This is a genomic window from Mesorhizobium sp. YL-MeA3-2017, assembly GCF_030814575.1.
Classification (GTDB): Bacteria; Pseudomonadota; Alphaproteobacteria; order Rhizobiales; family Rhizobiaceae; genus Mesorhizobium; species Mesorhizobium terrae.
On the sequence record NZ_JAUSVH010000001.1, the window covers coordinates 5,111,201 to 5,136,278 of the forward strand.

Sequence of the window (25,078 nt, forward strand, 5' to 3'; positions counted from 1 at the left end):
TGCGACGCCTAGCAGATATTGCCGCGCTGGACCAACGATCGCCGCCAAGAAGATTGGCGGCCACGGTATTGGCGACCTATGTCATCAAGGGACGATCGCCTATCCTCGTGCCAACCGCGCCTCTGGAGCCCAATATGACCGACACCCCGCAATACACGCCGCCGAAAGTCTGGACCTGGGACAAGGCCAATGGCGGCGCCTTCGCTTCCATAAACCGGCCGATCGCCGGCGCCACTCACGACAAGGACCTGCCGGTCGGCAAGCACCCGCTGCAGCTTTATTCGCTGGGCACGCCTAACGGCCAGAAGGTCACCATCATGCTGGAGGAGTTGCTGGCGCTCGGCCACAAGGGCGCCGAATACGACGCCTGGCTGATCCGCATCAACGAGGGCGACCAGTTCGGCTCCGGCTTCGTCGACGTCAATCCGAACTCCAAGATCCCGGCGCTGATGGACCGGAGCGGCGACAAGCCGGTGCGTGTGTTCGAATCCGGCGCGATCCTGATGTATCTGGCCGAAAAATTCGGCGCCTTCCTGCCCACAGCACAGCCGGCGCGCGCCGAAGCTCTGTCCTGGCTGTTCTGGCAGATGGGCTCGACGCCGTTCCTCGGCGGCGGCTTCGGCCATTTCTATGCCTATGCGCCGGAAAAGATCGAATACGCCATCGATCGCTACGCGATGGAGACCAAGCGCCAGCTCGACGTGCTCGACCGCAGGCTGGCCGAGAGCGACTATGTCGCCGGTTCCGAATACACCATCGCCGACATGGCGATCTGGCCCTGGTATGGCGGCATGGTGAAGGGCTGGAACTACGGTGCGGCCGAGTTCCTGTCGGTGCACGAATACAAAAACGTGCTGCGCTGGGCCGACCAGATTTATGCTCGGGCCGCGGTCAAGCGCGGGCGCATGGTCAACCGCGTCTCGGGCGATCCGGCCGGCCAGCTGCGCGAACGCCACGATGCCAGCGATTTCGAGACGAGGACGCAGGACAAGCTGGAGACCGTCGGGTAGGGGCTTGCCGCCCTTTAGCCTGTTACTGGCTGTCAGAGGGATGTGACGAGGCGGCATCTCCCACGCGTTCGTCATTCCGGGCCAGCGAGGCGAAGCCGAGCGCCGACCCGGAACCCATTGAGCAGCACGGCCGGGTCCTGAGTTCGCACGGACAGCTGTGAAATATGCGGCGTCGGTTCGGCTGCTGGGCGGTCCAGGACGAGGACCGAGCCGTGCCCGACGACGGGCGGCCAATGGGTTCCGGCTCTCGCTGCGCTCGGCCGGAATGACGGCGGTGGCGCAGTCGCGTCGACGCGATGACGCGTTGATACACTTCTTCATCGCCACGCTGCGGAAATCCGCCCTGGCCATTGTCAAGAAATGCTCCCTTGCGGGAGGTGGGAAGCGGGGCGCCGGGTCGGTGCCTCTTAGCAAACAGTACGTGGCGCCTTCCGGGCGCCCCGCCAGTGTTCTTGCCCCGGACCGACCTCGCCGTCATTCGCGACGGCAGACTTCGGGCCTCAAAGCCGCCATTCGCGGCGGCCGGGTTTTTCCAGGGCCCGGACTTAGGGCTCGTCACCAGACAGCGCCACCGTAGCGCTGCCAGTCCGGCACCGGCGCCCTCCCTGATACCCGGTGCGCACCAGGTTCCCGTGAGGGCGACGGGCCGATTGTGGCGTGTGTCGCGAGGGCGTGGATAAATCCGCGAACGATTTTTCGCGTGGTTTGCGGCAAGGGATTGAACGGACAAGGTTCTTTCTTTCGACCTACGCCTTCCTCCACGCATCCAATCCACATCCTGCACCGCGCGGGCGCGTCAGCGTTCCGGCATGGATTCCCGACACGCTCCGCTCGTTCCTCGCTCACGCGGTCGGGAATGACGAATGTCCTTGAGCGCTTTCGTCAATCGCCAACGGTTTTGAGAGTAGTTGTCGTTCGCGTCGGTTTCGATGACCGCCGTTGTTCACACCAACGGTTTTAGGGATCGCTGTCGTTCGCAGCGCCCCTGATGCAAAGCCGGGCACGGACAATTGGCGAGACCATCCACGCCTCTCGTCATTCCCAACCGCGTGAAGGAGCGAAGCGACTGGAGCGTGTCGGGAATCCATGCCGGAACGTTGACGGTGTCGCCCACGGTTCGGAGCCAAATGTCAGCTGCCGCCCAGAACGATCGGACATGAAGAACCTGTCGACTGGCGTCACGCCAGAGCCTAACCAACTCTTGGGAACCGGCCTCGCCGGGCTTTTCCGCTTCCGCCCCGATTGGCCGTCTCGGCTCACCCGCCCATTATTTGCGGGTTTCCACGCAGCGGTTCATTTTGTGGGGATCGCCGGAGGTGTCGCATTTATAGCCGCATTCGTAGTCGCCGCTGCCGTTTAGCTTAAGCGTGTTCATGCGTTCGATCGCTGCTTCCTTGCAGTATTCGGCGGTCTTGAAGCGCGGCGTGACGTCGAATTTCGTGCGGTCGGCGCGGTTTGGATAGACGATCGCCGACCATTCGCCCGGGCGGTCGTCGCAACCGGCCAGCAATAGAAGCATGACGATGAGCGGAGCCCGCATGATCTGGTGCCCGACTGTGCTTCACCCGGGTATTGCCCCCAGGGTTGCCGGCAGTTTAGCGCGTAAGGATCGGCTTGCACAGAACCGGCGATACGTGGCCGGCTACAGACGCCCGGCGTCCGCAAATGATCGCTGGACCGGGTCCCGCGACGGTCAGCGTTGGGCGGGGCCGCCGCCGGTCCGTGCCGTTTCCTTCTTCTGCTGCAAAATTTCCAGTCTTGTTTTCAGGGCGGCCACTTCTTCGGCCAGCCGGGCGGCCTGGGCCTTGTTGGTGGTGGCCTGGATTTCGGCTTCCTTTGCCGCAATCTGCCGCCTGAGCGCGGCTTCGGTCTGTTGCCCCGACGGCGATGCCGAGAGCGGCGGGCGGGGAGGGGTGGAGGAGATCGAGGAGACCATGGACGAGAACCCGATGACAAGGATGGCGGGTATCGTAGCCTGCCAAAGCCGGGAAACGGCTGAAGGATGGTCAACGCCCGGCGGAGGAGGGGCCGGGCGGCCAGGCGTAAGCGAGTGTGTCGCTAAGGTCGCTGCGTCGAAGTCATTCGCAGGGTTTTCCTGTGAAAATGCCCCACGAGGCTAATGCGCGCAGCAGCCGTTGTTAGCTCTGGTCGGGTGTGCGATGGTCACAGCAAGAGGGTATTCTATGTCTCATCGCTGTTTGAAACGGAAAGCTGGTCTGGCGGCAGTTGTGCTTGCCTTGGCTGCAATCGCCAGCGTTGCGAGCGCTGATGAGATTCCAAGGTTTTGGCGGAAGTCGATGGTCAATGATCCCGCACTAAACTACCCGCTGAAAAAATACACTGCCGACCTGAAAGACGCGCCATCAACGGCCTTTCGGAATTCGCTGCTGGCGCGCATGGAAGGTGCGTGGTGCAAAGGATCAACCTTCAACAAAAAGCTATTGAAAGAATATTTGTCGAATTGGTCAAATATTACTGTCAATGAAGGTAATTCTGCTGCGTTTGAAGCTGAATCTTCGTTGCGTCAGTTTTCATACTTTGATCTTGCCCACCTTTGTTCTGCGATAGAATACCAATTCGGACCAAAAGGAAAACTCATACCGGGTGCTGTGACGTTGGGAGTGGGAGTTCCGAAAACAGAGTACTCACAACAGAATTCTTACATTCGCGTGCCCAGTGTTTTCAAACAGTAGGCGGTTCTGTAGCCTATATCCGCCCTCGCTTTGACTTCTTCGCCTAGGCCTTGAACGTCTGCTCGGTGAAGTGTCGCGAAAGCCGCTCCAGCTCCGGGCCGAGCACCCTGTCTTCATCAACCGGCGGCACGATGGAGCGCACTTCGTCGATGAACGGGGCGAGCCGGGGCGGGGCGTTGCGCCGGGTGGCGTGGAAGGCCTGCGAGGCGATGACGGAGAATGCAGCCATGCAGGCATCGAGGCAGCGGCCGGCTTTTTCCTCCTTCGCCCAGGCGATGAAGGCCGTGGTCGCAACGTCGTCCTGACCCGAGCCCGCCGATTCCGTGCCGGGGATGAAGGTGGTCTGGGCCGCGAGCTTCGCCTGTTCGAGATAGCCTGTCGAGGCCATCGGCACATAGCCGAGCGCGCCATGCCCGTCGCTGTCGCTCGGGTGCCGGTCGACCATCAGGAGATTGGGCAAATGGGAGACGGCGCCGTTGAGCAGCTTCGATCCATGGCGGTCGCACAGCAGGCAAAGATCAGCCCAGATCGCCGCAAGATCGTCCATGGCGGGCGCCGCCATGGCATTGTGGTAGCCGCCGGTGCTGATGCAGCGGCCGTAGGGATGTGTCTCGTCGGGCGGAATGAAGAGCGGATTGTCGGAGGCCGAGCGCAGCGAGATCGTCGCGGCGCGCTCGGCAGTCGCCAAGGCGCGGTAGGCTTGGCCGAGCACACGGGGCACAATGCGGAAGGAGACCGGCGCCTGGTAGTTGCGCCGGTCGCCGGTGCCGCCTTCCAGCAGATGGCGCAGGCCGCTCAGCGCCGCCGCCTCATGCTCGTCGCCCCACAGCGTTTCAAGGGCGGCGTCATAATGTTCGAGCGGCGCCCGGAACGCCTCGATGGAGAGCGCGAAAACCTGTTCGGCGCGCCGCAGGCGTCGCCGGGCGGCAAGTGCCGCGTCGGCGACGAGCGCGGCCGCGCAGGGCGAGCCGTTGATCAGCGATCCGCGTTCCTTGACTTCGAGGTCGAGGCTTCCGGTGAGTGCTGCGAACAGGGGGTAGAGCGCGAGGATTTCGCCGGCCCCGCCCTGGCCGGACGAGGCAACGCTGGGCATCGGCCGGCCGTCGAGCATTTCGGCGACGGCAAGCGCGATGCGCGGCGTGGTGGCCGCGTGGCCCTCGACGAAATTCGCCAGCCGCGCCAACACCATCGCCCGCACGACGCGTTCGGGGAAGGGATCGCCGAAGGATGTCGCGGCGGCGAAGGCTTTTATGCGGGCATGGCGCTCGCGTTCCTCGATCGAAAGCCGCGTGTGGGCCAACTCGCCCATTGCGGTGGTCACGCCATAGATGACGAGCGACGGGTCGGTGTCGATGAGGCTGAGGAAAGCGGCGCGGCAGCGGGCGATCTCGGCAAGGGCCGCCGCGCTCAACGTCACCGGCTCGTTCTGCCAGGCGACACGTTGCACGGTGTCGAGATTGATATCGTTCCTGGAGGTGATGGTGACCGTCATCGCTGCTTCCCCGCTGTGCTTGACCCAGTGATGGAAGAAGTGCGGTGGGCGCGGCGTCAAGGGTGCCGAGCGGGGTTTAGGGATGTGCCAAGGGCTGGTTCGGCGATGCTGCGTTCGCCAAGATCGGAGTTGTGTCCTTAGGCGCGGCACCGGGAATGGCTTGTCCGCGCGGCCACTTCGTCATCCTAGGGCTTGCGCTTCGCCATGCTCGGCTCCACCCTAGGATGACGAAAGCACGGCTTTCGCGTCTTACGCTAACAGTGACGACAATGACGCCAGCAGCATCTTCTCCGCTGTGGGAGAAGATGCTGCTGAATGCGACGGATGGGGAATGTTGGGAGGGTTAAGACGTTCGCTTTTCCCGCCGGTCTTCGGTGCTAGGGCGATCCAATTCGTCTCGAATTCGGTCAATCCGCCGTTCAATATCGTTAGCCAGGAGCGCTGCAAGCTGCCGAGCACTCGTGACGTCTTGAAGCACAAATAGTTCTCCCGTTCTGAGCGAGAGTATACCCAGAGTATGCGAGGCACCTTCACGGCCAAACAAACCCATTGTGCCAATGGCTTCTCGTAGGTTTAAAGGAGGCTTGGCTGTGTTCCAGATATGCACGTGCACAACTTTGCCATCATGTTCCATCTCGAAGTCTGGTGAGAAGCGCACGGTAAAGTACCCTAATGGGCTTTGGGCCGTTTGGTCGGTGTTCCGCAACTCTCTAACGCCAATGCCACCCAAGCATTTAGGTAGATACTCGGTAGCTGCGGTTGCAGCTTTCCGTTCAGGAAGTCGTTGAATTCGGCTGAGTTCAGCTTGGACTTGGGACTGAGAGAGTCTTCCGCAAGCGTTACCCACTGCGATGCGGCGCATGGCCTTGTGGAAATCATAGCCTCCACTTCCGCCCGCGAGGCGCTTGCGGATCACCGAGTCTCGAGGTTTGGGGTTTAGTGCGAGTAACTTGAGATATGCAGACGTTCCAAAATTTAGCATCGAATTCTCCATTGATGCTGATGAACCGCATCGACTCTGAAATCCGACTCTCCGTATAGTCACCTTGTCACAGGAGGAGTGTCGAACTCTTTCGCCCCGCAGCGGCTTAGCTGATTGCGGTATCCAAAGCCGATCCATCTGGGTCGGCTTTGGTGTTTGAAGTGACGTCACATAAAGACATCGTTATGTGGTTTCCTGTTTTGTTCTCTTTTGCACTTTCGGCCCGATCTTGCGACCGGGCCGATTCACTAACTCTCTGATTTCAAATGCTTATCACGAGCACCCGCTCGTCGCGCCGCACGTGTCGCACTTCTCGCAGGTGCCGTTGCGCACCATGGTGAAGTTCTGGCACTCCGAGCAGGAGTTGCCGGTGTAGCCTTGCAGCAGCGACTTGGCGCGGCGGTCGGCGGCGAGCTTCTTGGCGTCGGCTGCCTCCCTGGCGGCGGCGTCGGTGAACAGCGCCGAGGTGGTGTCGGATGCCTGGTCGGCGCTTTCCTCGACGGCGATGTCTTCGGCCAGTTCCTTGGCGCGCTCTTCATAGTCGCGCTTGTAGGCGGTCGATTCATCGGCCGAGGGGCGCAGAGCCGTGGCGGAAGCCGTCGCCAGCGCCAGCACGTTGGAGCCGGAGAAGGCGGTGGGTGCCGCGCGGGCAGGGGCGGCCGGGCTCTGGCCGGCAAAACCCTTGGGTTCGGCTGCCCCCATGCCCGACACCAGCTTCACCGGCGAGGCGCCACGATAGAGACCCTTGGAGAAGGGGGTCGTCTTGCCTTCGGTGATGCCCTTGCCCAGCGAGGTCTTGTCGAGGTCCGACTGGTCGACATGGGCGAGGTCGTGCCGCGACAGATAGGAGACGGCGAGCTCGCGGAACACATAGTCGAGGATCGAGGTGGCGTTCTTGATGGCGTCGTTGCCGACGACCATGCCGGCCGGCTCGAACTTGGTGAAGGTGAAGGCCTCGACATATTCGTCCAGCGGCACGCCATATTGCAGGCCGAGCGAAATCGCGATGGCGAAGTTGTTCATCATGGCGCGGAAGGCGGCACCTTCCTTGTGCATGTCGATGAAGATCTCGCCGAGGCGACCGTCGTCGAACTCGCCGGTGCGCAGATAAACCTTGTGGCCGCCGACGACCGCCTTCTGGGTGTAGCCCTTGCGGCGGTTCGGCAGCTTCTCGCGGTCGCGGTAGAGGCGTTCGATGACGCGCTCGACGATCTTCTCCGTCACCTGCACCGCCTTGGCGGCGGCGGGGGCGGCGATCAGCGCCTCGACGGCGTCGTCCTCGTCCTCGTCGTCATCGGCGATCAGCGAGGCGTTGAGCGGCTGCGACAGCTTGGAGCCGTCGCGGTAGAGGGCGTTCGCCTTCAATGCCAGCTTCCACGACAGCATGTAGGCGCTCTTGGCGTCCTCGACGGTCGCCTCGTTCGGCATGTTGATGGTCTTGGAGATGGCGCCCGAGATGAAGGGCTGGGCGGCGGCCATCATGCGGATGTGGCTTTCCACCGACAGATAGCGCTTGCCGATCTTGCCGCAGGGATTGGCGCAGTCGAACACCGCATAATGCTCGGTCTTCAGGAAGGGCGCGCCTTCCAGCGTCATCGCACCGCAGACATGGACGTTGGCGGCCTCGATCTCCTTCCGGGAGAAGCCCAGCGCCGGCAGCATCTCGAAGGAGAAGTCGCCGAGCTGCTCGTCGGTGAAGCCGAAGGTTTCCTTCACCCAGTCGGCGCCGAGCGTCCACTGGTTGAAGACGAACTTGATGTCGAAGGCGCTCTTCAGCGCGGCGTTGACGGCCTCGATCTTGGCGTCGGTGAAGCCCTTGGCCTTCAGCGTCGACGGGTTGATGCCGGGCGCCTGGTTGAGATTGCCATGGCCGACGGCATAGGCGTCGATCTCGGCGATCTGGCTTTCGGAATAGCCGAGCGTGCGCAGCGCTTCCGGAACAGCGGCGTTGATGATCTTGAAATAGCCGCCGCCGGCCAGTTTCTTGAACTTCACCAGCGCGAAATCGGGCTCGATGCCGGTGGTGTCGCAATCCATGACCAGGCCGATCGTGCCGGTGGGCGCGATCACGGTTGCCTGTGCGTTGCGGTAGCCGTGCTCCTCGCCGAGCTCGATGGCGTGGTCCCAGGCGGCCTTGGCGTGCTGGCCGAGCTCGACCTGCTTCAGGTCGGCATGGACCAGCGGCACCGGGTCGACCGCCAGCTTCTCGTAGCCGGCCTTGTCGCCATAGGCGGCGCGGCGGTGGTTGCGCATGACGCGCAGCATGTTGACGGCGTTGCGGTCATAGTCCGGGAAGGCGCCGAGCTCGCGGGCCATTTCGGCGGAGGTGGCATAGGCGACGCCGGTCATGATGGCGGTCAGCGCTGCGCAGATGGCGCGGCCTTCGGCCGAGTCATAGGGAATGCCGGAGGTCATCAGCAGGCCGCCGATATTGGCGTAGCCGAGGCCGAGCGTGCGGTATTCGTAGGAAAGCTTGGCGATCTCCTTGGACGGGAACTGCGCCATCATCACCGAGATTTCGAGCACGATGGTCCACAGGCGGGCGGTGTGCTCATAGGCCTCGATGTCGATCGAGCTGTCAGCCCTGCGGTAGGGCAGAAGGTTGATCGAGGCGAGATTGCAGGCCGTGTCGTCGAGGAACATGTATTCCGAGCACGGGTTCGAGGCGCGGATGGCGCCGGCCGAAGCGCAGGTGTGCCAGTCGTTCATCGTGGTGTTGAAGTGCAGGCCGGGATCGGCCGAAGCCCAGGCAGCGTAGCCGATCTTCTCCCAGAGATCGCGGGCCTTCAGCGTCTTCAGGACCTTGCCGTCCTTGCGGGCGGTCAGGTGCCAGTCGCTGTCCTGCTCGACGGCGCGCAGGAAGTCGTCCTTCAGCGAGACGGAATTGTTCGAGTTCTGGCCGGAGACGGTGAGGTAGGCCTCCGAATCCCAGTCGGTGTCATAGGTCTTGAAGTCGAGCGCGGTGTAGCCCTGGCGCGCGAACTGGATGACGCGCTGGATGTAGTTCTCCGGCACGGCGTTCTTCTTGGCGGCCTTGATCTCGCGCTTCAGCGCCGTGTTGACGGCGGGATCGAAGCAGTCGTCATCCTGGCCTTCGCAGTTGACGCAGGCGCGCATGATCGCGTCGAGGTGCTTCTTGACGATCTTGGAACCGGCGACCAGCGAGGCCACCTTCTGCTCTTCCTTGACCTTCCAGTCGATGAAGGCCTCGATATCGGGATGGTCGGCGTCGACGATGACCATCTTGGCGGCGCGGCGCGTGGTGCCGCCCGACTTGATGGCGCCGGCGGCGCGGTCGCCGATCTTGAGGAAGGACATCAGGCCCGACGACTTGCCGCCGCCCGACAGCTTTTCGCCCTCGCCACGCAGATAGGAGAAGTTCGAGCCGGTGCCCGAGCCGTATTTGAACAGGCGCGCCTCGCGCACCCACAGGTCCATGATGCCGCCCTCGTTGACGAGGTCGTCGCCGACGGACTGGATGAAGCAGGCATGCGGCTGCGGGTGTTCGTAGGCCGACTTCGACTTGGTCAGCTTGCCGGTGAAGGGGTCGACATAATAGTGGCCCTGGCCGGGGCCATCGATGCCGTAGGCCCAGTGCAGGCCGGTGTTGAACCACTGCGGCGAATTCGGCGCCACGCGCTGGGTGGCGAGCATATAGGCGAGTTCGTCACGGAAGGCGGAGGCATCTTCCTCCGAAGCGAAATAGCCGCCCTTCCAGCCCCAATAGGTCCAGGTGCCGGCAAGACGGTCGAAGACCTGGCGGGCGTCGCGCTCGGAACCGTAGCGCTCGCTTTCCGGCAGCTTTTCGAGTTCGGCCTCGTCGGCGATGGAGCGCCACAGGAAGGAAGGAACGTCGTTTTCCTCGACCTTCTTCAGGCGCGCGGGCACGCCGGCCTTGCGGAAATACTTCTGCGCCAGAATGTCGGCCGCGACCTGGGAGAACTGCGAGGGCACGTCAATGCCGTCGAGGCGGAACACCACGGAGCCGTCGGGGTTCTTGATTTCCGAAAGCGCCTTGCGGAATTCGATCTCCGCATAGGCCGATTGTCCCTGCTTGGTGAAACGCCGCTCGATGCGCATCGTCGTGGTCCCTTTTCATCTATATATAGCGCTTTTCGCGGGAGATTTCCCGATCCCTTTCGAAAAGCGCACGTCCCAGCTCTCCGGCCGCCTCGCAACAGCCGGGGTTCCTCTCCGCGCCCTGTCGCCGCCTTGCTGCCTGAAGCCTCTTGCGAAACCCTGTTCAGCCTGTCGACGGACCCGCGCGGGTCCCTCAAATTCGAAAAAATCTCGATTCCCTCACTGGAGGGAAATTCACATTATCTAGGGCTGATCATGGCTGCAAACACTAAATATAGTGTTAACAGGTCATTTATTCCAGCCGTAAAAGTCTCCTTTTCGGTGCTTCCCGCCCGGCAAACGTCACGCCTCCGCCGGCCTGGTGGGTAAGGCGGAATACGAGCGAAAACGCACAAGATCCTGGGAAAAAGACCGGCCTCGAAACTTTCCGGCCGCGCCCGAAACACGAGCGCATGGCTTATAAAAGTCGACTCGCCCCGACCCGTCAAGGATTCGTTTTTGTAGATTTTGTGACCCCAACATATTGTGTGTCACATATGTGGATAATGGGGAGAAAACCGCCCGGCTAACGACGGGCCTTGTCAGGAATTTGTCGCTGACGGCTTGCGTGTTTCGTACGCGTGCGTAAAAGAGGCGCGGGGGAATATGGCTGAGAGTGGCAGCCGTCACACATTGGGGTGACAGTTGAAGGCCTATTTTGTCCGCAAGTCCGTCGACTGCGAAGTCGTCGGGTTTTTTGTCGCCCCTTCCTTGGTGTTGCTTGCCGCGCTTGTCGACGAATGCTGCGACCCGGCGATTTGCGACTATGCGCCGGCGCCGATGGGCGGCCTGCTTGTTCCCGGCTCCACGCAGACACAATGGCCGCTGGCCGAGGACGGAACGGAAACCGGCCTCGAGGACGCTGCCCTTTCCCAGCAATGGGACGACGAATTGCGCGAGGGCGGCGAACTGGAATGGAAGCCGCTGAAGCCGGCTGCGCTGAAATTGATTCGCGAATGGTCCGGCAAAAGCGCTTCATCGCAGGATGCCGCGCCAAAGCGCGCGACGCCGGACAAGGTCGCTTAGTCCCGGTTGTAAGGTTGGCTTCAGGCGGAGTAGGAAACGCCGCGATATCGCATGCCTAGCTGCACCGCGCCCACGATGGCGCGCGACAGCATTTCCATGTCGACCGGCATGTGCGGACGCCATACGTCGAGAAGAAGCGCGACACGCGGCTTGTCCGACAGGTTCATCACCTCATGCGGATAGGTGTCGTCCCACAACATGCATTCGCCATCCGAGATGCGGTGTTCCTCGTCGTCGATCATCATGATCGTCGCCGGCCGTCCGTCGGGCAGGCTCGGGATCTGCAGGCCGAGATGGAAACGCATGATGCCGCGGAACGGGCCGCGATGGCGCGGTATGTGCTTGTGGGGCGCGAGGAACGAGATCGCAGCCGACTTCACTTCGGGGCATTCGCCGAGGATGCGGGCCAGCACCGGCATGCGGGCGACATTCTCCGGCACGGCGACGTCATAGGCCTTGAGCACGAACATGCGCCAGTCGAGCCCGTCATTGGCCGAGATGTCGGCCTGTTCGGGCATGATCTCATGGAAACGCGGCACCTTGTCGATGCGCACCGCCAGCGCCTCGTCGCGGATCGCCTGCCATTCGGCGGTGAATTTTTGAGCGTCGGGGAATTCGGTGGCGGCGTCGAGGATGGGAGGTGCGTCGATCCGGCGTTCGTAGATGCGCCGCACCAGGCCCGATGCACTGTCGTAGAAGGACACCGCCATCTCCCATCCGAGACAAGGACGACGATAAACTCCGCAGGCGTGAAGTGGTTCCCTCAGCACATGGGACGCCAGCCGCGATCAACGGCAGGTCGCAGGCGGCTGTCGCGATGCAATCAGGCGGCGAAGCGCTGCGGGTCGGTGCCGAAATAGGCGATGATCTGGCCGAGGTCGGGTTCGTTGACCATGCGTGTGGCCTGCGCCGGGGTGACCCATTTGCGTTCGCGCTGATGGCACTCCTTCCACTTGTCGGCGATGGTGTCGACAAGCAGCGGGAAGACCAGCACCTCGCACGGCACCTGCTGGCCCGTGGAAAGCGCCTTGGCATAAAAATAACGTCCGGCCTCGATGGTCGAGACCTTGCCGGTCAGCCCGGCTTCCTCGCCGGCCTCGCGGGCTGCCGCCTCGCAGAGCGGCTCGCGCGCTTCCGGCCAGCCCTTCGGCAGCACCCAGCGGCCGGTGTCGCGGCTGGTGATCAGCATCACTTCCAGCGTCCCGTCATTCTGCCGCCAGGGCAGGGCCGCCACCTGCAGGCGCAACGGCGCCTTGCCGAACAGCTTGCGCACACGTTCGGTGATATGGTCTTGAGAGAGGGGCCCGTTCAACATTCGAAAATCGCCGCAAGAAATCGAAACTTCTTCGCTGTTTCACGAAATATGGGCGCTATTTTCCGAAACAAAAGTAAAAACTTCACAGATGTTTCCGGAAACCGCCCGAAATCTGGAAAAAGTTGTGAAATGCTGGCGGAAAAACAGATGCGGATGCCTTGCCGGCCGCTTTCGCATTGCGTTTCGACAGGCGCGCGCAAGCGCTGATTCGAGCCCGAACCCGAAACCGGACAATTTTCGAAGATCGGGGTCGTCGGTGCCGGTCAGCCGGCGTGGTCGTCGGCGATCGGCTTCTGGTAGGTGAAGCCCATGTCCCAGGGGAAATAGATCCAGGTGTCCTGGCTGACCTCGGTGACGAAGGTGTCGACCAGCGGCCGGCCTTTCGGCTTGGCATAGACGGTGGCGAAATGCGCCTTCGGCATCATGGCGCGCACCACGCCGGCGGTTTTGCCGGTGTCGGTGAGGTCGTCGATGATCAGGATGCCGACGCCTTCGTCGGCCAGCAGCGAGGGCTCGATGTGCTTCAGCACCTGCATCTGACCCTGCGAGGTGTAGTCGTGGTAGGAGGCGACGCACACCGTCTCGATGATGCGGATGCCGAGTTCGCGCGAAATGATCGCCGCCGGCACCAGCCCGCCGCGCGTGATGCAGACGATCGCCTTCCATTGCCCGTTGACGCCGGACAGCCGCCAGGCAAGCGCGCGCGCGTCGCGGTGGAACTGGTCCCAGGAAACGGGAAAGGCCTTTTCGGGAAGGGACATGGCTCGCACTCCGCAAGCGCGCCGACCGCGCGCAGAAATCAAGGAATGCGGGCGGAATTAGCCGGAAAGCCGCGTGCTTGGCAAGGGCTTGCGGAATTGTCCTTCGGTCCGGGCCGAGGATATCCACCACCCTCGGCCGTTCATCGTCTTCAACAACCCGCGGGGGCCAGCCGTTTCAGCGCGACAGGAAGGCGGTGACCGGGGAGGAGCGCAGCACCGTACGCGTCACGCCGCCATAAAGCAGCCGGTGCAGCCAGGAATGGCTGTAGGCGCCGACGACGATCATGTCGGCGCCGGTCTCGACCAGGCGGTTTTGCACGGCATCCTCGATCGTGCCGCCCTTGGACTGGCGGATTGCCACGGAAGCCTTGACGCCATGGCGCGACAGTGCCGCCGCGATGCCGGCGCCGCCCGCATCGTCCTCGTCGCCATCCTCGCCGGGGTCGACCACGAAGATTTCGACCTTCTCGGCCCCGATCATGAAGGGCAGGGCGTCGAAGGCGGCGCGCGCCGCCTCGCGACTGCCGTTCCAGGCCAGCATGACATGGCGGAAACTGGCGGCCGCCGGCCCCGCATGCGGCACCACCAGCACCGGGCGTCCGGCGTCGTAGATCAGCGAACCGATATCAGCGTTGGAATCGCCGCCGGCGTCGCGCTGCGCCGCCACCACCAGGTCGGCGGCGCGCACGCTGGACAGGCTGGACAGCGCGCTGTCGCCGGAGAAAGTCTCCTGCGCACGCCATTCGAAGGAGAGGCCGGAGGGCTGCAGGCGCTTCTGGAAGATCGCCTTCAGCTTGGCCGAGCGTTCCTTGTTGAGGTCGGCCGAGACCTGCAGGAACTCGGTGTCTGGAAAACCTGTCGCGGATGTATAGGGCATCGGCAGCGCCTCGGCATGCACGCCGATGACATGGGCGCCGAAGCGGGAGGCAAGCGCGATGGCGCCGTCGAGCACCCGCTCGGCATCCTGCTCATTCTGAACGATGGCGACGATGGTCTTGAACGTCATCAAACCCTCCTGCCTGCATTCTCTGATCGCACTGTAGCCGCCACCGCGGCGGCATAACAGCGACATCTCGGATAATGATAAAACGTGGAGGATTGGGACAGGTTCCGCCCGTCAGCCCTCGGCGACGAGCCCGGCGACCATGGCTTCGACCTCGGCGCGCGCGGCTTCCAGCGCTTCGGCCGAGCGGGCGCGCACCACCAGTTCCGTCCAGAACGACCCGTCGGCATATTTCGGATAGGAGCCGATGATGGTGTCGGGATGCGCCTTCTGGATCGCCGCCAGCGGTTCGCCGATGCGGCCTTCGCCAAACGGGCATTGCACGGTGGCGGAAAGCAGCTTGGTGCCGGTCTTCAGCGTCGGCATGACATTGTCCAGCATCGCCTGGAAGATCGACGGCACGCCGGCCATGACATGGACGTTGCCAATGCGGAAGCCAGGCGCGACCGAGACGGGATTGTCGATATGCTCGGCGCCGCGCGGCATGCGGGCCATGCGCTTGCGCGCGTCGTTGAATTCGATGCCGCGCTTCTCATAGCTGGCGGCGAGCAGCGTCAGCGCCTTGGCGTCGTATTCGCAAGGCACCCCAAAAGCCTTGGAAACGGAATCGGCGGTGATGTCGTCATGGGTCGGGCCGATGCCGCCGGTGGTGAACACATAGGTGTAGCGGGCGCGCAGCGCGTTGACGGCGGCGGCGATCTCGTCCTCCTCGTCCGGCACGACGCGCACTTCCTTCAGGTCGATGCCGATCGCCGTCATCATGTCGGCCAGATGGCCGATGTTCTTGTCCTTGGTGCGGCCGGACAGGATTTCGTCGCCGATGACGATCATGGCGGCAGTGACGATATCTGGCATGGCTGGCTCCGAGGGCAGGGACGCAGTCGAATACCGCGCCGCACGGATGCGGGCAATGCTCCTGAAACAGTGAACAGTGCGTATCGGCATTGCAGTCTTCCGGTGAACGATCAGGGCCCTATTTTGCCGCGCGGCGGGACGCTTCCAGTCCCGACAATCCATCATCAAGGAGACACTGCATGGCGAAGGTCCTGGTCCTTTATTATTCGAGCTGGGGGCATATGGAGCAGATGGCGCGGGCCGCTGCCGAGGGCGCGCGCGAGGGCGGCGCCGAGGTGACGGTGAAGCGCGTGCCCGAGCTGGTGCCCGAAGACGTTGCCAAGGCCGCCTTCTACAAGCTCGACCAGGACGCGCCGGTCGCCGACCCGCTGGAACTCGCCAATTACGATGCCATCATTTTGGGCACCGCCACGCGTTATGGTACCATGGCGGCGCAGATGAAGAATTTCCTCGACCAGACCGGCCCGCTCTGGGCCCAGGGTGCGCTGCTCAACAAGGTCGGCTCGGTCATGGTCTCGACCGCGACCCAGCATGGCGGCGGCGAGCTCGCCCTGATCAACGCGCAGGTCTTCATGCAGCACCAGGGCATGGTGATCGTGCCGCTGTCCTATGCCTATCAGGGCCAGATGGGCATCGACGTGGTGCGCGGTGGCGCGCCCTACGGCATGACCACCACCTCCGACGGCGACGGTTCGCGCCAGCCTTCGGCGCAGGAACTGGAAGGTGCGCATTTCCAGGGCAAGCGCGTCGCCGAAATCGCCAACAAGCTGCACGGCTGAGCGTCTCACGGCCGGTGGCTTGCGACGGGCGGTCCGCAAGGGCCGCCCGTTCCGCTTTGAAAATACCGGAGCGGCGGGCCTTAATATACGTCATTTGCCGTATGCCCTTGAGGCGTGTCCTCCGCTAGCGTGCGGCCGCGGGCTCCGGGGCTTCGGGTGGGGTAACGAGCTTGCCGGAAATCCGGACTGGAAACGGTCCGGATTTTTGTCTTTGGGCCGCATTGGGGCATCAATCGCGCTGCCTCGCCGCGATCGGCACCGTGGCTGTATTTACCTTGTCGCCATCCATTTCCCATTCTCTTAGCCACGCAACATGGCTTGCCTTGACACGGAGCCGGCGGACACGCCGATATGCGGATCGTGTGGATTAGAGGCTGCTGATGTTGCTCACGGTTCTTCTCTGGCTGCTCGCCGCTATCATCTTGGCCGCCGTGGCCGTCGTCGGCTACTTCGTGTTCAAGACGCAGCGCATCGTTGCCTGGGTCGAACGCACCATGCCGCCGGCGGGCAAGTTCATCGAGGTGAAGGGCAACCGCATCCACTATGTCGATATGGGCGAGGGGCCGCCCATCGTGTTCCTGCACGGCCTCGGCGCCCAGCTGCACCATTTCACCGATCCGCTGTTCAAGGTGTTCGGACCTGGCTACCGGCTGATCGCGCTCGACCGGCCGGGCTCGGGCTATTCGACGCGCGCCAGGGGCTCGACCGGGCGCCTGCCGGAGCAGGCCGACATCGTCTGCGCCTTCATGGAACAGCTTGGTCTGGAGAAGCCCGTCATCGTTGGCCATTCGCTGGGCGGATCGGTGGCACTCGCCATCGCCGTCGAACATCCCGAGGCGATTTCCGGTCTCGTGCTTCTGTCAGCGCTCACCCACAAGGAGGTCGAGCTCAGGCCGGAATTCAAGGCGTTGTTCGTCTCCTCGCCGCTGAAGCGGTTTATCCTCGCGCACACCGTCTCGGCGCCCGCCGGGCTGAAATACGGCATGAAGACGATGGGGTTGATCTTCGCGCCGCATCCGGCGCCGAAGAACTACATGACCGACAATGGCGGCTATATCGGGCTGCGGCCCAGCCACTATTACGCCAGCGCCACCGATTTCGCAGTCATCGAGATGGACCTGCCGCGCCTGTCGGAGCGCTACAATGAGATCAAGGTGCCGACCGGCCTTCTGTTCGGTGGCGTCGATCCGATCATCAGGCTCGAAGTGCAGGGCACGCCGGTCAAGGAGAAGATCGCGGGGCTGGATCTGGAGATCGCCGAAGGGCTTGGCCACATGCCGCAATTCGTCGGCCCCGACCAGGTTGCTGCCTTCATTCGCCGCATTGCCGAGCGCGCATTCGCCGGTCGCGCGGCGGCCTGACCGGTCCCGGCCGGTCGATCAGGCGCATCCGTCGTCAGGCGTTGCTGTCGTCCTGCACTTCCGTCTGCGGCCGGTCACGTCCGTCGGCCAGTTCCGAATGCCATTTGCCAGTGGCATCCTCATATTCGATGCCGTCGGTCTGGCCGGCAATCTGCTGTTCCGAGGAGGCGATCTGGGCGGCCTGCAACGCGTCGGAATGGCTCGGGAACGTCTCGGAATAGGTGCCGCCAACCTTGTAGGCCCAGCCGCCGTCATGCTCGACGATCTTGTAGGTCAGCTTCGTCATGAAAACCTCCGGTCAGTTGGCCGCGATCGAAAGCCAACTTCCCGCACTTTCCAGCACTTTCGCGCGGATTTCAACCTTCGGCTGGTTTTGCCGGCGCCATGACGCCCTGTTCAATCGTCGTCCTTGAGCCAGTGTTCCATGGTGGTGACGGCGCGCGCGAGCTGCGGGGCGGGGTGGATCTTCTCGCCCAGCGTCGCCGCCGCGCGCCAGCCCCAGCGCGGATCGGCGAGGAAGGCGCGGCCGAGCGCCACGATGTCGGCCTTGCCTTGCGCCACGATGGTGTTGGCGTAGTCGGGGTCGGTGATGAGGCCTACGGTGCGGGTGGCGATGCCGGTGGCCTTGCGCACCGCTTCGCCCAGATGCACCTGGTAGCCGGCGCCGGTCGGCAGCTTCTGCAGCGGCGAGTTGCCGCCGCTCGAGCAGCACAGATAGGCGACGCCCGCTTGCTTCAGCGTCTTGGCCACCTCGATCGCCTCCGGCACGTCGAAACCTCCATCCACCCACTCCTTCACCGAAAGCCTGGCGCCCAGCATCAGCTTGGGTGCTGCCGCTTTCACCGCCTTGGCGACCTCGACCGCGAAGCGCATGCGGTTTTCCAGCGAACCGCCCCAGCGGTCGGTGCGCCGGTTGGAAAGCGGCGACAGGAACTGGAAGATCAGATAGCCATGGGCGGCGTGCAGCTCGATGAAATCGAAGCCGGCGCGCTCGGCCCGTCGCGCCGCCTCGGCGAAACGCTGGATGACGCCAAGCACCTCGTCTTCGTCCAGCGCATGCGGGACCTGCCAGCCGGTGTCATAGGCTATTGCCGAGGCCGAGACGACCGCCCACGGGTCTTGCCCCGGCATCAGCGGTCCGCCGCCTTCCCAGGGCCGCTGGCAGGACGCCTTGCGGCCGGCATGGGCAAGCTGCACGCCGAACTTGGCGCCGGGCATGGCGACGCGCCTTGCCGCATCGAGCGCCCGCTTGGCGGCGGCCTCGTTGTGGTCGGAATAAAGGCCAAGGCAATTGTGCGAGATGCGGCCGCGCCGTTCGACGTCGGTCATCTCCACCGTGATCATGCCGGCGCCGGACATGGCAAGGTTCATCCAGTGGCAGATGTGCCAGTCGGTGGCGGAGCCGTCATCGGCCGAATACTGGCACATCGGCGCGACCGCGATGCGGTTGGGCAGAACGAGGCCATCGAGCGAAATGGGCTGGAAAAGGGCGGCTGTCATGACATCTCCGGCGTTGTCGCGACCGTTTTCCCACTAAAGGCCGCCGCGCGCCGCGGATCAAGGCCGGCGTGGATTGGCCCAAACACTGCCATGATTGGCACCAAGTCCTGACCTAAGCCCGCACCCGCCATGGCGGGTCGATGCGGTTCTTTCCGGCATGATAGAGGACGATCCTGTTGCCAGCGGGATCGAAGAGTTCCGCTTCCCGCCAAAGCCAGCGCTGGTCCCGGGGCCCGGAGGTGAATGCGAAGCCCAGCGATTTGAAGCGTGCGACCTCGGCGTCGAGATCGTCCATCTCGAAGTAGACGGTCGTTCCGCTTCCCGTGCGTTCGCCCTGATCGACGGAAAATGTACTGTCGCCGTCCGGGCAGAGAAAACGGATGTAGTGCGGCCGGCTGTCGACGACGGGAATGAGCCCGAGCCTGCGGTAAAATTCCCAGGCGGCGTCGAGATCGGGGGCGGTCACGGTGACCTGATTGAGCCGCATCAAAACCTCGCACTTGCATCGCCGCCGCCCGATGAGGCCGGTAGATGTCCTGTTTCCGGCCGCCATCCTTGCGGGCCGCGTCGCCGCGCGCTATCCCAGCGCATCCCCCGAGACGAGGCAAGCATGGACGACCGTATTCGCATTCTTTCGCAGGAAATCCTTTCCGACGACTGGGCCATCCTCAAGAAGACGACCTTCGACTACCGCCGCAGCGACGGCGTGTGGGAGACGCAGGTGCGCCAGACCTACGACCGTGGCGACGGCGCCGCGATCCTGCCCTTCGACCCCGACCGCGGCACCGTGCTTCTGGTGCGCCAGTTCCGCTGGCCGGCCTATGTCACCGGCCACAAGGAACCGCTGATCGAGGCCTGCGCCGGCCTGCTCGACAAGGACGATGCCGAAACCTGCATCCGCAAGGAGGCGGAAGAGGAGCTGGGTTACAGGCTGAACGGGGTGAAGCTGTTGTTCTCCACCTATATGAGCCCCGGCAGCGTCACCGAACGGCTGTGGCTGTTCGCCGGCCGCTACAGCCCGGCCGACCGCATCTCCGCCGGCGGCGGCGCGGCCGACGAGGGCGAGGACATCGAGGTGCTGGAAATGCCGGTCGACGAGGCGATGGCGGCGGTCGCCGACGGCCGCATCATCGACGGCAAGACCATTATTCTCCTGCAGCACCTGAAGCTCAATCCGGCGCTGTTCGGCTGAGGGAAGCGCCGCTTTTCGATAGACGAAACAGCTCACTGGATACCCGGCGTGGGTTGGCGCGAATGCTACAGTTCGCCCTTGCAGCGGCGATTGCGCGCAGCCTCGATGGCCGCGCCTTGCGCCTGCAGGCGTTCGATTTCCGCCGTTCGCCGGTCCTTCAGCAGCGACACCGCCTTCTGCCCGCCCGGCAGCCACAGCGGCACATCGGCGTTCGAGATGGTGCCGCGGCTGAAGGCGTTGCGGGTGACGTCGGTGGCGACGACGCCGAGCGCGGCGTTGAGGCCGCTGCAATCCATCGACGCATATTGCGAGGGATCGACGGATTTCATCGACCCGCAGCCTACCAGAAGGCCGAGCAGAAAGGCGGTTGCCGGGAAACGGAGGCCGATCGCTTTCATGGCGCCAGCCTAGCAAGGCCAGCGGTGAATTGGAACCGGCGGGCGAGGCCGGCATGTTCACGCCTTCCGGGGCGGTTGGGTAGGTCGGTACCCGGTTTCGGATAGCGCGATGTGGCTTGCCTTCTACCGGGACCGGCAGCAACGCTACCCTGCGCACGCTATTTCTTATCAGCCCATCGTTGGCGCTCTGGCCGAATTGACCTGTTCACTTTGACCGGGAAATCCAATCCATCGGGCTGTCCACCGTTCGACGCGACCGAACGGCATGCATCCGCCGCCATAGCTTCTTCCTGGAAACCGCGCCCAAAAAAGCGTAACGGCAACATGTCGACCGGAGAGAAACGAGAATGCAGCTGACACCTTGCAATCCACGCGACGGCATCTATCCCGCGACCGATGACTACGTGCATGCGATGGAGGTGAGAAGCGCGGAGCGCTTCCTGTTCATCAGCGGTACGATGGGGCTTGATGCCCAGGGCAATGCCCCGGAAAGCCTGGAGGAACAGCTCGATCTGATTTGGTCCAATCTCCGGCGTATCCTTGCAGAAGCCCATATGACGACCGACAACATCGTGCGGCTGACGAGCTATCTGCGCGATGCGTCATACGCCGAGGCAAACCAGAACGCCCGCATCAAGGCTCTGGGTGACCGGCGCATTCCGACAACCGCGATCGTGGCCCAGACACTTGTGCCGGAATGGCTGGTCGAGATCGAGGTGGTCGCGGCCGCGTGAGACAGGCGCATCATCCATCACTCAATGATGGCTGCGAGGCTGCTGGTCGAACGGCGAGCCATCTCCCAGCGTATCGAGGCGCTGCTGCATCTCGCCATTGAGCACGATCATCTGTTTCAGCGCCATCATCACGTCGCCCTTGTGGCTGGCGACGAAGCGGTCGGCGATGCGCTGCAATGCGGTTTCCCGCCGTGTATCGAGGCGAACAATCCGGTCCATTCGAACCTCCTAGAACAGCACCTGTCGAACGCTGATCGCGTCGTTGGGTGCATCAACCAAGGCTGTCATGTTGTCAGGAAGAGAACGCTGCAGCGTCATCGCCTCTTCCCACGACGCCGTTAGCCAGGTCTCGGTTTCTTCCCGCGTCGCGAGAGGTTCTGTGGTGTGGTGGTGCATTCTCGCGATGGCCCGAGAATGGCGCGATAATGGGTGTGTGTCGCCAGGCCGAACGACGCCACAAACAGGGATTGCAGCGGCGGCGGATAAGGTTCCTTGGTCTTATCTAGCTGATTTTTATAAATATTATTTGGAAAATGGTGCGGACGACGGGAATCGAACCCGTACGATCGAGGATCGAGGGATTTTAAGTCCCTTGCGTCTACCAGTTCCGCCACGTCCGCGCGCCCTGCTTTTCGAGGCTTGAGCGGAGTTCGTCAACCGGTGTTTTGCCCGGCGAACAGGCTGTGGGCCGAACCGGACAGAAAATCCTCAGTCCGGAACGCCGCCGCGAATGCGGCGTGCAGCGTTGTCGGGGTCGAGGGATCGAGCAAGGGCAGGCGGCCGAGCGACTTTGTCCGACCCATCTCGCAGATGATGCGTTCGGTTTCGGGTTCCGGGTCGCCGATGAAGGCGATGCCGAGCACCGGCACGGCGCGGGCGCGCAGCGCCTCCAGCGACAGCAGCGTGTGGTTGATGGTGCCGAGCCGGGTGCGGGCGCAGAGCACCGCCGGCACCTGCCAGCGGGCGACGAGGTCGGCGAAGGTGACGGTCCGCGTCAACGGCGCCAGCACGCCGCCGACACCCTCGATGACCAGGGGGCCTTGCGTTTGCGGTATCGTCAGCTTTTCGGGATCGATGGCGACGCCGTCGATGGCGGCGGCATGATGCGGCGAGGCCGGCGCGTTCAGCCGCCAGGCCTCGGGCAGGATGCGCTGGGCGGGAATGCCGCCGAGCCGCATGACGGTTTCGCTGTCTGTCTCGCTTAGCAGGCCGGCTTGCACCGGTTTCCAGTAGGACGCGCCGAGGAAACCGGTGAGCCCGGCGGCGAAGACCGTCTTGCCGACATTGGTGTCGGTGCCGGTGACGACGATGCGTGTTGTCATTGGGCTTCGACCGTTGGGGCAGGCGGTGCCGATTGAGGCCTGAGGCCGACGCCTGCCGGGCTATCATCGCAGACGTCTTCATGCACAGGGCGCAACGCGGCGCGCATGCCGAGCTTTTCCAGCAGCGAAAAATCCTTGCCGCGGGCGGGATTGCCGGTGGTCAGAAGCACGTCGCCGGTGAAGATCGAATTGGCGCCGGCCAGGAAACACAGCGCCTGCAATTCGTCGCTCATCGCGTGCCGCCCGGCCGACAGCCGCACCACGCTTTTCGGCATCAGGATGCGCGCCAGCGCGACGAGCCGCACGAAGGCGATCGGCTCCACCGGCCGGCTCTTCTCCATCACCGGCGTGCCCTTGATCTCGTTCCACATGTTGATGGGAACGCTTTCGGGATGCTGTTCGAGCGTCGCCAGGATGACCAGCATGGCGATGCGGTCCTCCGTCGTCTCGCCCATGCCGACGATGCCGCCCGAGCAGACCTTGATGCCGCCGGCGCGCACCAGCGCCAGCGTCTCCAGCCGGTCGTCCATGCTGCGGGTGGTGGCGATCTCGGGATAATAGGCCCGCGAGGTGTCGATGTTGTGGTTGTAGTAGTCGAGACCGGCTTCGCCGAGGCGCTCGACCTGCGGCTCCGTGAGCATGCCGAGCGTGACGCAGGTTTCCATGCCGAGCGCGCGTACGCCCTCGATCATGGCGCAGACCTGGCCCATGTCGCGGTCCTTCGGGCCGCGCCAGGCCGCTCCCATGCAGAAGCGCGTCGCACCGCCGGCCTTGGCGCGGCTTGCTTCCTCGATCACCTGGTCCACCGCCATCAGCTTGGTCGCCTTGACGCCGGTCTTGTGATGCGCGCTCTGCGAGCAGTAGCCGCAATCTTCCGGGCAGCCGCCCGTCTTGACGCTGAGCAGGCTGGCGGTCTCGACCTCGGTCGGGTCGAAATACCGGCGGTGCAGGCATTGCGCAATGAAGATGAGGTCGGGCAAGGGCAGGGCGTGGATCGCCGCCGCCTCCTCCTGCGTCCAGTCGGTGCGGAGATTGCCCGTCCCCAGCAGAGACAGGCGATCCCCCATTGCTTGGCGCGGCACGCTCACCGGCCGATCCTGCCCAAAAGGCGGGCCGGGATCATGGCGGAGCCCGCGGCAACCATGGCGATGTTGATCAGGTCGCCCAGGATGAAGGGGGTGAAGCCGAGCGCGATGACGTCCTTCATCGGAATGTAGAGGCCGAGCCAGGGCAGGCCGACGGCGTAGGTGACGGCGAGGCCGGCGAGCATGGCCATGGTGCGGCCGAACATCTGCCGGCCTTCGGCGAGCGCGCCCGTCAGCCAGCTGGCGAACAGGTAGCCGAGCAGATAGCCGCCGGTCGGGCCCATCATATAGGCAAGGCCGATGCCGCGTTCCGGCGAGCCGGAGAAGACCGGCAGTCCGGCGGCGCCGACCGCCAGGAAGGAGAAGAAGGTGGCGGTGGCGATGCGCGGGCCGGTCGCCACGGCGATGCCCATCACCGCCAGCGTGTACATGGTCAGCGGCACCGGCCAGAACGGGATGCGGATCTTGGCGCACAGCGTGAGCAAGGCGACGCCGGCGACGATGACGGCGGCGGTCTTGATCGCCTCGCGCGGCTTGACGCCGCGCAGTGTGAGGGTCTGGCTCATGTTTTTCCTTTCGCAGATTATAGATAATTTGTGATCTATATCTACATTGAATCCACAAAAGGAAACGAGTCGCAACTAAATTATAGATATTTTATCCGACAATCGCGAAAGCGTCGCGAACGCTACCGCTTGCAGACTTCTGCGGCCGGCGGCCGATCCACTGCACATGGCCGGCAAGCGTGCCGCAGGCGGTTTCAACCTGGCCCTTGCGCAGGGCGGCAAGAATGGCGCGGTGGTCATGGTCGGTGCGGGCTTCCCAGTCGGAACGCCAGGCGGCGAACAGAAAACGGGCGCTGGCGGCGTGCAGATCATCTATCGCCGAAAGCAGGCGCGGCATGGCGCAGGGTTCGAGGATGACGCGGTGAAAACGCCGGTTCGCCTCTTCCCAGGAGCGCACGTCGCGGGAATTGTCGCCGGCCTTGGTGGCTTCCTCGGCCGCGTCGAGAATGGCGGGCGTGATGTGCGGCGCCGAATGGCGCAGTGCCAAAACTTCGAGCGCGGCGCGCATTTCCGCCACTTCCTTCACTTCGGCGAGGTCGAAGCTGGCGACACGCACGCCGCGGCGCGGCTCGCTCACCGCAAGCCCTTGCGCCTCGAGGCGGCGGAACGCCTCGCGCACCGGAACGTGGCTGGCGCCGAATTCCTCGGCGATATGGTCCTGCCGCAGCCGTGAGCCGGGCTCGATCTTGCCTGCGATGATGCGGTCGGCCAGCGTCCTGGAGATGCGGACCGCCAGCGTGTCTTCTTTTTGTGCGCCCATATTTCATAGATAATTTGACGCGCGACGCTTGTCGATTGGCCGGCGCCACAAGCCACAGGCGCATAGCCTGACCGGGTGATGCGGCCCGCCGGACGCGAGGGGACAAAAAGAAAGGCCCAAAAAAG

Annotated in this window: 25 protein-coding genes and 1 tRNA gene; 7 read left to right on the forward strand and 19 right to left on the reverse strand. The window is 63.6% G+C overall.

The window, feature by feature from the left end:
• The first annotated feature begins 134 nt into the window (after window positions 1-134).
• The gene (gene yghU / locus QFZ88_RS24120; protein ID WP_024923716.1) at window positions 135-1,010 is read left to right on the forward strand and encodes a glutathione-dependent disulfide-bond oxidoreductase; all 876 of its coding nucleotides are present in this window, start codon (window positions 135-137) and stop codon (window positions 1,008-1,010) included.
• Window positions 1,011-2,277: 1,267 nt separating this feature from the next.
• Here the strand turns inward: yghU and QFZ88_RS24125 are convergent.
• The gene (locus tag QFZ88_RS24125) at window positions 2,278-2,550 is read right to left on the reverse strand and encodes a hypothetical protein (RefSeq protein ID WP_024926621.1); all 273 of its coding nucleotides are present in this window, start codon (window positions 2,548-2,550) and stop codon (window positions 2,278-2,280) included.
• 153 nt (window positions 2,551-2,703) lie between these two features.
• Complete coding sequence (locus QFZ88_RS24130; protein WP_024926620.1) at window positions 2,704-2,946, reverse strand: hypothetical protein; 243 nt, start codon at window positions 2,944-2,946, stop codon at window positions 2,704-2,706.
• A gap of 247 nt (window positions 2,947-3,193) precedes the next feature.
• Here QFZ88_RS24130 and QFZ88_RS24135 point away from each other — a divergent pair, with 247 nt between their 5' ends.
• The gene (locus QFZ88_RS24135) at window positions 3,194-3,703 is read left to right on the forward strand and encodes a hypothetical protein (protein ID WP_161773075.1); all 510 of its coding nucleotides are present in this window, start codon (window positions 3,194-3,196) and stop codon (window positions 3,701-3,703) included.
• 43 nt (window positions 3,704-3,746) lie between these two features.
• Here the strand turns inward: QFZ88_RS24135 and QFZ88_RS24140 are convergent, their stop codons facing one another.
• Complete coding sequence (locus QFZ88_RS24140; protein WP_024926619.1) at window positions 3,747-5,195, reverse strand: aromatic amino acid lyase; 1,449 nt, start codon at window positions 5,193-5,195, stop codon at window positions 3,747-3,749.
• 1,255 nt (window positions 5,196-6,450) lie between these two features.
• On the reverse strand, window positions 6,451-10,257 hold the full coding sequence (locus tag QFZ88_RS24145; protein WP_024926618.1) for a vitamin B12-dependent ribonucleotide reductase: 3,807 nt from the start codon (window positions 10,255-10,257) through the stop codon (window positions 6,451-6,453).
• Between the two features lie 684 nt (window positions 10,258-10,941).
• Here QFZ88_RS24145 and QFZ88_RS24150 point away from each other — a divergent pair.
• On the forward strand, window positions 10,942-11,322 hold the full coding sequence (locus tag QFZ88_RS24150; RefSeq protein ID WP_024926617.1) for a hypothetical protein: 381 nt from the start codon (window positions 10,942-10,944) through the stop codon (window positions 11,320-11,322).
• A gap of 20 nt (window positions 11,323-11,342) precedes the next feature.
• Here QFZ88_RS24150 and QFZ88_RS24155 read toward each other — a convergent pair whose 3' ends face one another.
• The 5 genes from QFZ88_RS24155 to QFZ88_RS24175 form a co-directional block, all read right to left on the reverse strand.
• Window positions 11,343-12,032 carry an aspartyl/asparaginyl beta-hydroxylase domain-containing protein gene (locus QFZ88_RS24155; RefSeq protein WP_024926616.1) on the reverse strand — a complete coding sequence of 230 codons (690 nt, stop codon included), beginning with the start codon at window positions 12,030-12,032 and terminating at the stop codon, window positions 11,343-11,345.
• Between the two features lie 113 nt (window positions 12,033-12,145).
• The gene (locus QFZ88_RS24160; RefSeq protein WP_024926615.1) at window positions 12,146-12,637 is read right to left on the reverse strand and encodes an NUDIX hydrolase; all 492 of its coding nucleotides are present in this window, start codon (window positions 12,635-12,637) and stop codon (window positions 12,146-12,148) included.
• Between the two features lie 263 nt (window positions 12,638-12,900).
• Entirely contained in the window at window positions 12,901-13,398 is a 498-nt protein-coding gene (gpt, locus tag QFZ88_RS24165) for a xanthine phosphoribosyltransferase (RefSeq protein ID WP_024926614.1), read from the reverse strand.
• Window positions 13,399-13,573: 175 nt separating this feature from the next.
• Complete coding sequence (locus QFZ88_RS24170) at window positions 13,574-14,404, reverse strand: universal stress protein (protein ID WP_024926613.1); 831 nt, start codon at window positions 14,402-14,404, stop codon at window positions 13,574-13,576.
• 111 nt (window positions 14,405-14,515) lie between these two features.
• Window positions 14,516-15,256 carry a competence/damage-inducible protein A gene (locus QFZ88_RS24175; RefSeq protein WP_024926612.1) on the reverse strand — a complete coding sequence of 247 codons (741 nt, stop codon included), beginning with the start codon at window positions 15,254-15,256 and terminating at the stop codon, window positions 14,516-14,518.
• A gap of 179 nt (window positions 15,257-15,435) precedes the next feature.
• Between QFZ88_RS24175 and wrbA the strand changes: the two genes are divergently transcribed.
• Together wrbA and QFZ88_RS24185 are read left to right on the forward strand one after the other, a co-directional pair.
• On the forward strand, window positions 15,436-16,035 hold the full coding sequence (gene wrbA / locus QFZ88_RS24180; protein WP_024926611.1) for an NAD(P)H:quinone oxidoreductase type IV: 600 nt from the start codon (window positions 15,436-15,438) through the stop codon (window positions 16,033-16,035).
• Window positions 16,036-16,415: 380 nt separating this feature from the next.
• Complete coding sequence (locus QFZ88_RS24185; protein ID WP_024926610.1) at window positions 16,416-17,396, forward strand: alpha/beta fold hydrolase; 981 nt, start codon at window positions 16,416-16,418, stop codon at window positions 17,394-17,396.
• 34 nt (window positions 17,397-17,430) lie between these two features.
• On the opposite strand, the gene QFZ88_RS24190 is transcribed toward QFZ88_RS24185, so the two are convergent.
• From QFZ88_RS24190 to QFZ88_RS24200, 3 genes are all read right to left on the reverse strand, one after another.
• Window positions 17,431-17,682: a DUF2188 domain-containing protein gene (locus tag QFZ88_RS24190; RefSeq protein WP_024926609.1), complete on the reverse strand. Its 252-nt coding sequence runs from the start codon at window positions 17,680-17,682 to the stop codon at window positions 17,431-17,433.
• Between the two features lie 110 nt (window positions 17,683-17,792).
• The gene (locus QFZ88_RS24195) at window positions 17,793-18,896 is read right to left on the reverse strand and encodes an NADH:flavin oxidoreductase/NADH oxidase (RefSeq protein WP_024926608.1); all 1,104 of its coding nucleotides are present in this window, start codon (window positions 18,894-18,896) and stop codon (window positions 17,793-17,795) included.
• 112 nt (window positions 18,897-19,008) lie between these two features.
• Complete coding sequence (locus QFZ88_RS24200) at window positions 19,009-19,383, reverse strand: VOC family protein (RefSeq protein WP_024926607.1); 375 nt, start codon at window positions 19,381-19,383, stop codon at window positions 19,009-19,011.
• 123 nt (window positions 19,384-19,506) lie between these two features.
• Between QFZ88_RS24200 and QFZ88_RS24205 the strand changes: the two genes are divergently transcribed.
• On the forward strand, window positions 19,507-20,088 hold the full coding sequence (locus QFZ88_RS24205; protein ID WP_024926606.1) for an NUDIX domain-containing protein: 582 nt from the start codon (window positions 19,507-19,509) through the stop codon (window positions 20,086-20,088).
• Between the two features lie 65 nt (window positions 20,089-20,153).
• On the opposite strand, the gene QFZ88_RS24210 is transcribed toward QFZ88_RS24205, so the two are convergent.
• Window positions 20,154-20,486 (reverse strand): hypothetical protein, encoded by a 333-nt coding sequence (locus QFZ88_RS24210; RefSeq protein ID WP_024926605.1) that lies wholly within the window; start codon window positions 20,484-20,486, stop codon window positions 20,154-20,156.
• A 347-nt stretch (window positions 20,487-20,833) separates the two neighbouring features.
• Between QFZ88_RS24210 and QFZ88_RS24215 the strand changes: the two genes are divergently transcribed.
• Window positions 20,834-21,220 carry a RidA family protein gene (locus QFZ88_RS24215; protein ID WP_024926604.1) on the forward strand — a complete coding sequence of 129 codons (387 nt, stop codon included), beginning with the start codon at window positions 20,834-20,836 and terminating at the stop codon, window positions 21,218-21,220.
• A gap of 21 nt (window positions 21,221-21,241) precedes the next feature.
• Here QFZ88_RS24215 and QFZ88_RS24220 read toward each other — a convergent pair whose 3' ends face one another.
• The 6 genes from QFZ88_RS24220 to QFZ88_RS24245 all read right to left on the reverse strand — a co-directional run bounded on the left by QFZ88_RS24220 (window position 21,242) and on the right by QFZ88_RS24245 (window position 24,953).
• On the reverse strand, window positions 21,242-21,439 hold the full coding sequence (locus QFZ88_RS24220) for a hypothetical protein (RefSeq protein WP_024926603.1): 198 nt from the start codon (window positions 21,437-21,439) through the stop codon (window positions 21,242-21,244).
• A gap of 315 nt (window positions 21,440-21,754) precedes the next feature.
• Window positions 21,755-21,840 (reverse strand) — tRNA-Leu (locus QFZ88_RS24225).
• Window positions 21,841-21,873: 33 nt separating this feature from the next.
• The gene (gene bioD, locus QFZ88_RS24230) at window positions 21,874-22,542 is read right to left on the reverse strand and encodes a dethiobiotin synthase (RefSeq protein WP_024926602.1); all 669 of its coding nucleotides are present in this window, start codon (window positions 22,540-22,542) and stop codon (window positions 21,874-21,876) included.
• Window positions 22,539-23,609, reverse strand: a complete 1,071-nt coding sequence (gene bioB, locus QFZ88_RS24235; RefSeq protein WP_024926601.1) for a biotin synthase BioB — start codon at window positions 23,607-23,609, stop codon at window positions 22,539-22,541. Before bioB ends, bioD begins: the two co-directional genes overlap by 4 nt.
• Before the next feature lie 17 nt (window positions 23,610-23,626).
• Entirely contained in the window at window positions 23,627-24,193 is a 567-nt protein-coding gene (locus QFZ88_RS24240; protein ID WP_024926600.1) for a biotin transporter BioY, read from the reverse strand.
• 91 nt (window positions 24,194-24,284) lie between these two features.
• Window positions 24,285-24,953, reverse strand: a complete 669-nt coding sequence (locus QFZ88_RS24245; protein WP_024926599.1) for a GntR family transcriptional regulator — start codon at window positions 24,951-24,953, stop codon at window positions 24,285-24,287.
• Between the last annotated feature and the right edge of the window lie 125 nt (window positions 24,954-25,078).

Coding starts and splice junctions, on each gene's coding strand:
- QFZ88_RS24240 (WP_024926600.1), bottom strand. CDS start 24,193: ATGAGCCAGACCCTCACACTGCGCGGCGTCAAGCCGCGCGAGGCGATC.
- QFZ88_RS24245 (WP_024926599.1), bottom strand. CDS start 24,953: ATGGGCGCACAAAAAGAAGACACGCTGGCGGTCCGCATCTCCAGGACG.
- wrbA (WP_024926611.1), top strand. CDS start 15,436: ATGGCGAAGGTCCTGGTCCTTTATTATTCGAGCTGGGGGCATATGGAG.
- gpt (WP_024926614.1), bottom strand. CDS start 13,398: ATGTCCCTTCCCGAAAAGGCCTTTCCCGTTTCCTGGGACCAGTTCCAC.
- QFZ88_RS24140 (WP_024926619.1), bottom strand. CDS start 5,195: ATGACGGTCACCATCACCTCCAGGAACGATATCAATCTCGACACCGTG.
- QFZ88_RS24125 (WP_024926621.1), bottom strand. CDS start 2,550: ATGCGGGCTCCGCTCATCGTCATGCTTCTATTGCTGGCCGGTTGCGAC.
- QFZ88_RS24160 (WP_024926615.1), bottom strand. CDS start 12,637: ATGTTGAACGGGCCCCTCTCTCAAGACCATATCACCGAACGTGTGCGC.
- QFZ88_RS24205 (WP_024926606.1), top strand. CDS start 19,507: ATGGACGACCGTATTCGCATTCTTTCGCAGGAAATCCTTTCCGACGAC.
- QFZ88_RS24130 (WP_024926620.1), bottom strand. CDS start 2,946: ATGGTCTCCTCGATCTCCTCCACCCCTCCCCGCCCGCCGCTCTCGGCA.
- QFZ88_RS24145 (WP_024926618.1), bottom strand. CDS start 10,257: ATGCGCATCGAGCGGCGTTTCACCAAGCAGGGACAATCGGCCTATGCG.
- bioB (WP_024926601.1), bottom strand. CDS start 23,609: ATGGGGGATCGCCTGTCTCTGCTGGGGACGGGCAATCTCCGCACCGAC.
- QFZ88_RS24135 (WP_161773075.1), top strand. CDS start 3,194: ATGTCTCATCGCTGTTTGAAACGGAAAGCTGGTCTGGCGGCAGTTGTG.
- QFZ88_RS24200 (WP_024926607.1), bottom strand. CDS start 19,383: ATGCGGCTCAATCAGGTCACCGTGACCGCCCCCGATCTCGACGCCGCC.
- QFZ88_RS24210 (WP_024926605.1), bottom strand. CDS start 20,486: ATGAAAGCGATCGGCCTCCGTTTCCCGGCAACCGCCTTTCTGCTCGGC.
- QFZ88_RS24175 (WP_024926612.1), bottom strand. CDS start 15,256: ATGCCAGATATCGTCACTGCCGCCATGATCGTCATCGGCGACGAAATC.
- QFZ88_RS24185 (WP_024926610.1), top strand. CDS start 16,416: ATGTTGCTCACGGTTCTTCTCTGGCTGCTCGCCGCTATCATCTTGGCC.
- bioD (WP_024926602.1), bottom strand. CDS start 22,542: ATGACAACACGCATCGTCGTCACCGGCACCGACACCAATGTCGGCAAG.
- QFZ88_RS24190 (WP_024926609.1), bottom strand. CDS start 17,682: ATGACGAAGCTGACCTACAAGATCGTCGAGCATGACGGCGGCTGGGCC.
- yghU (WP_024923716.1), top strand. CDS start 135: ATGACCGACACCCCGCAATACACGCCGCCGAAAGTCTGGACCTGGGAC.
- QFZ88_RS24220 (WP_024926603.1), bottom strand. CDS start 21,439: ATGGACCGGATTGTTCGCCTCGATACACGGCGGGAAACCGCATTGCAG.
- QFZ88_RS24215 (WP_024926604.1), top strand. CDS start 20,834: ATGCAGCTGACACCTTGCAATCCACGCGACGGCATCTATCCCGCGACC.
- QFZ88_RS24170 (WP_024926613.1), bottom strand. CDS start 14,404: ATGACGTTCAAGACCATCGTCGCCATCGTTCAGAATGAGCAGGATGCC.
- QFZ88_RS24195 (WP_024926608.1), bottom strand. CDS start 18,896: ATGACAGCCGCCCTTTTCCAGCCCATTTCGCTCGATGGCCTCGTTCTG.
- QFZ88_RS24155 (WP_024926616.1), bottom strand. CDS start 12,032: ATGGCGGTGTCCTTCTACGACAGTGCATCGGGCCTGGTGCGGCGCATC.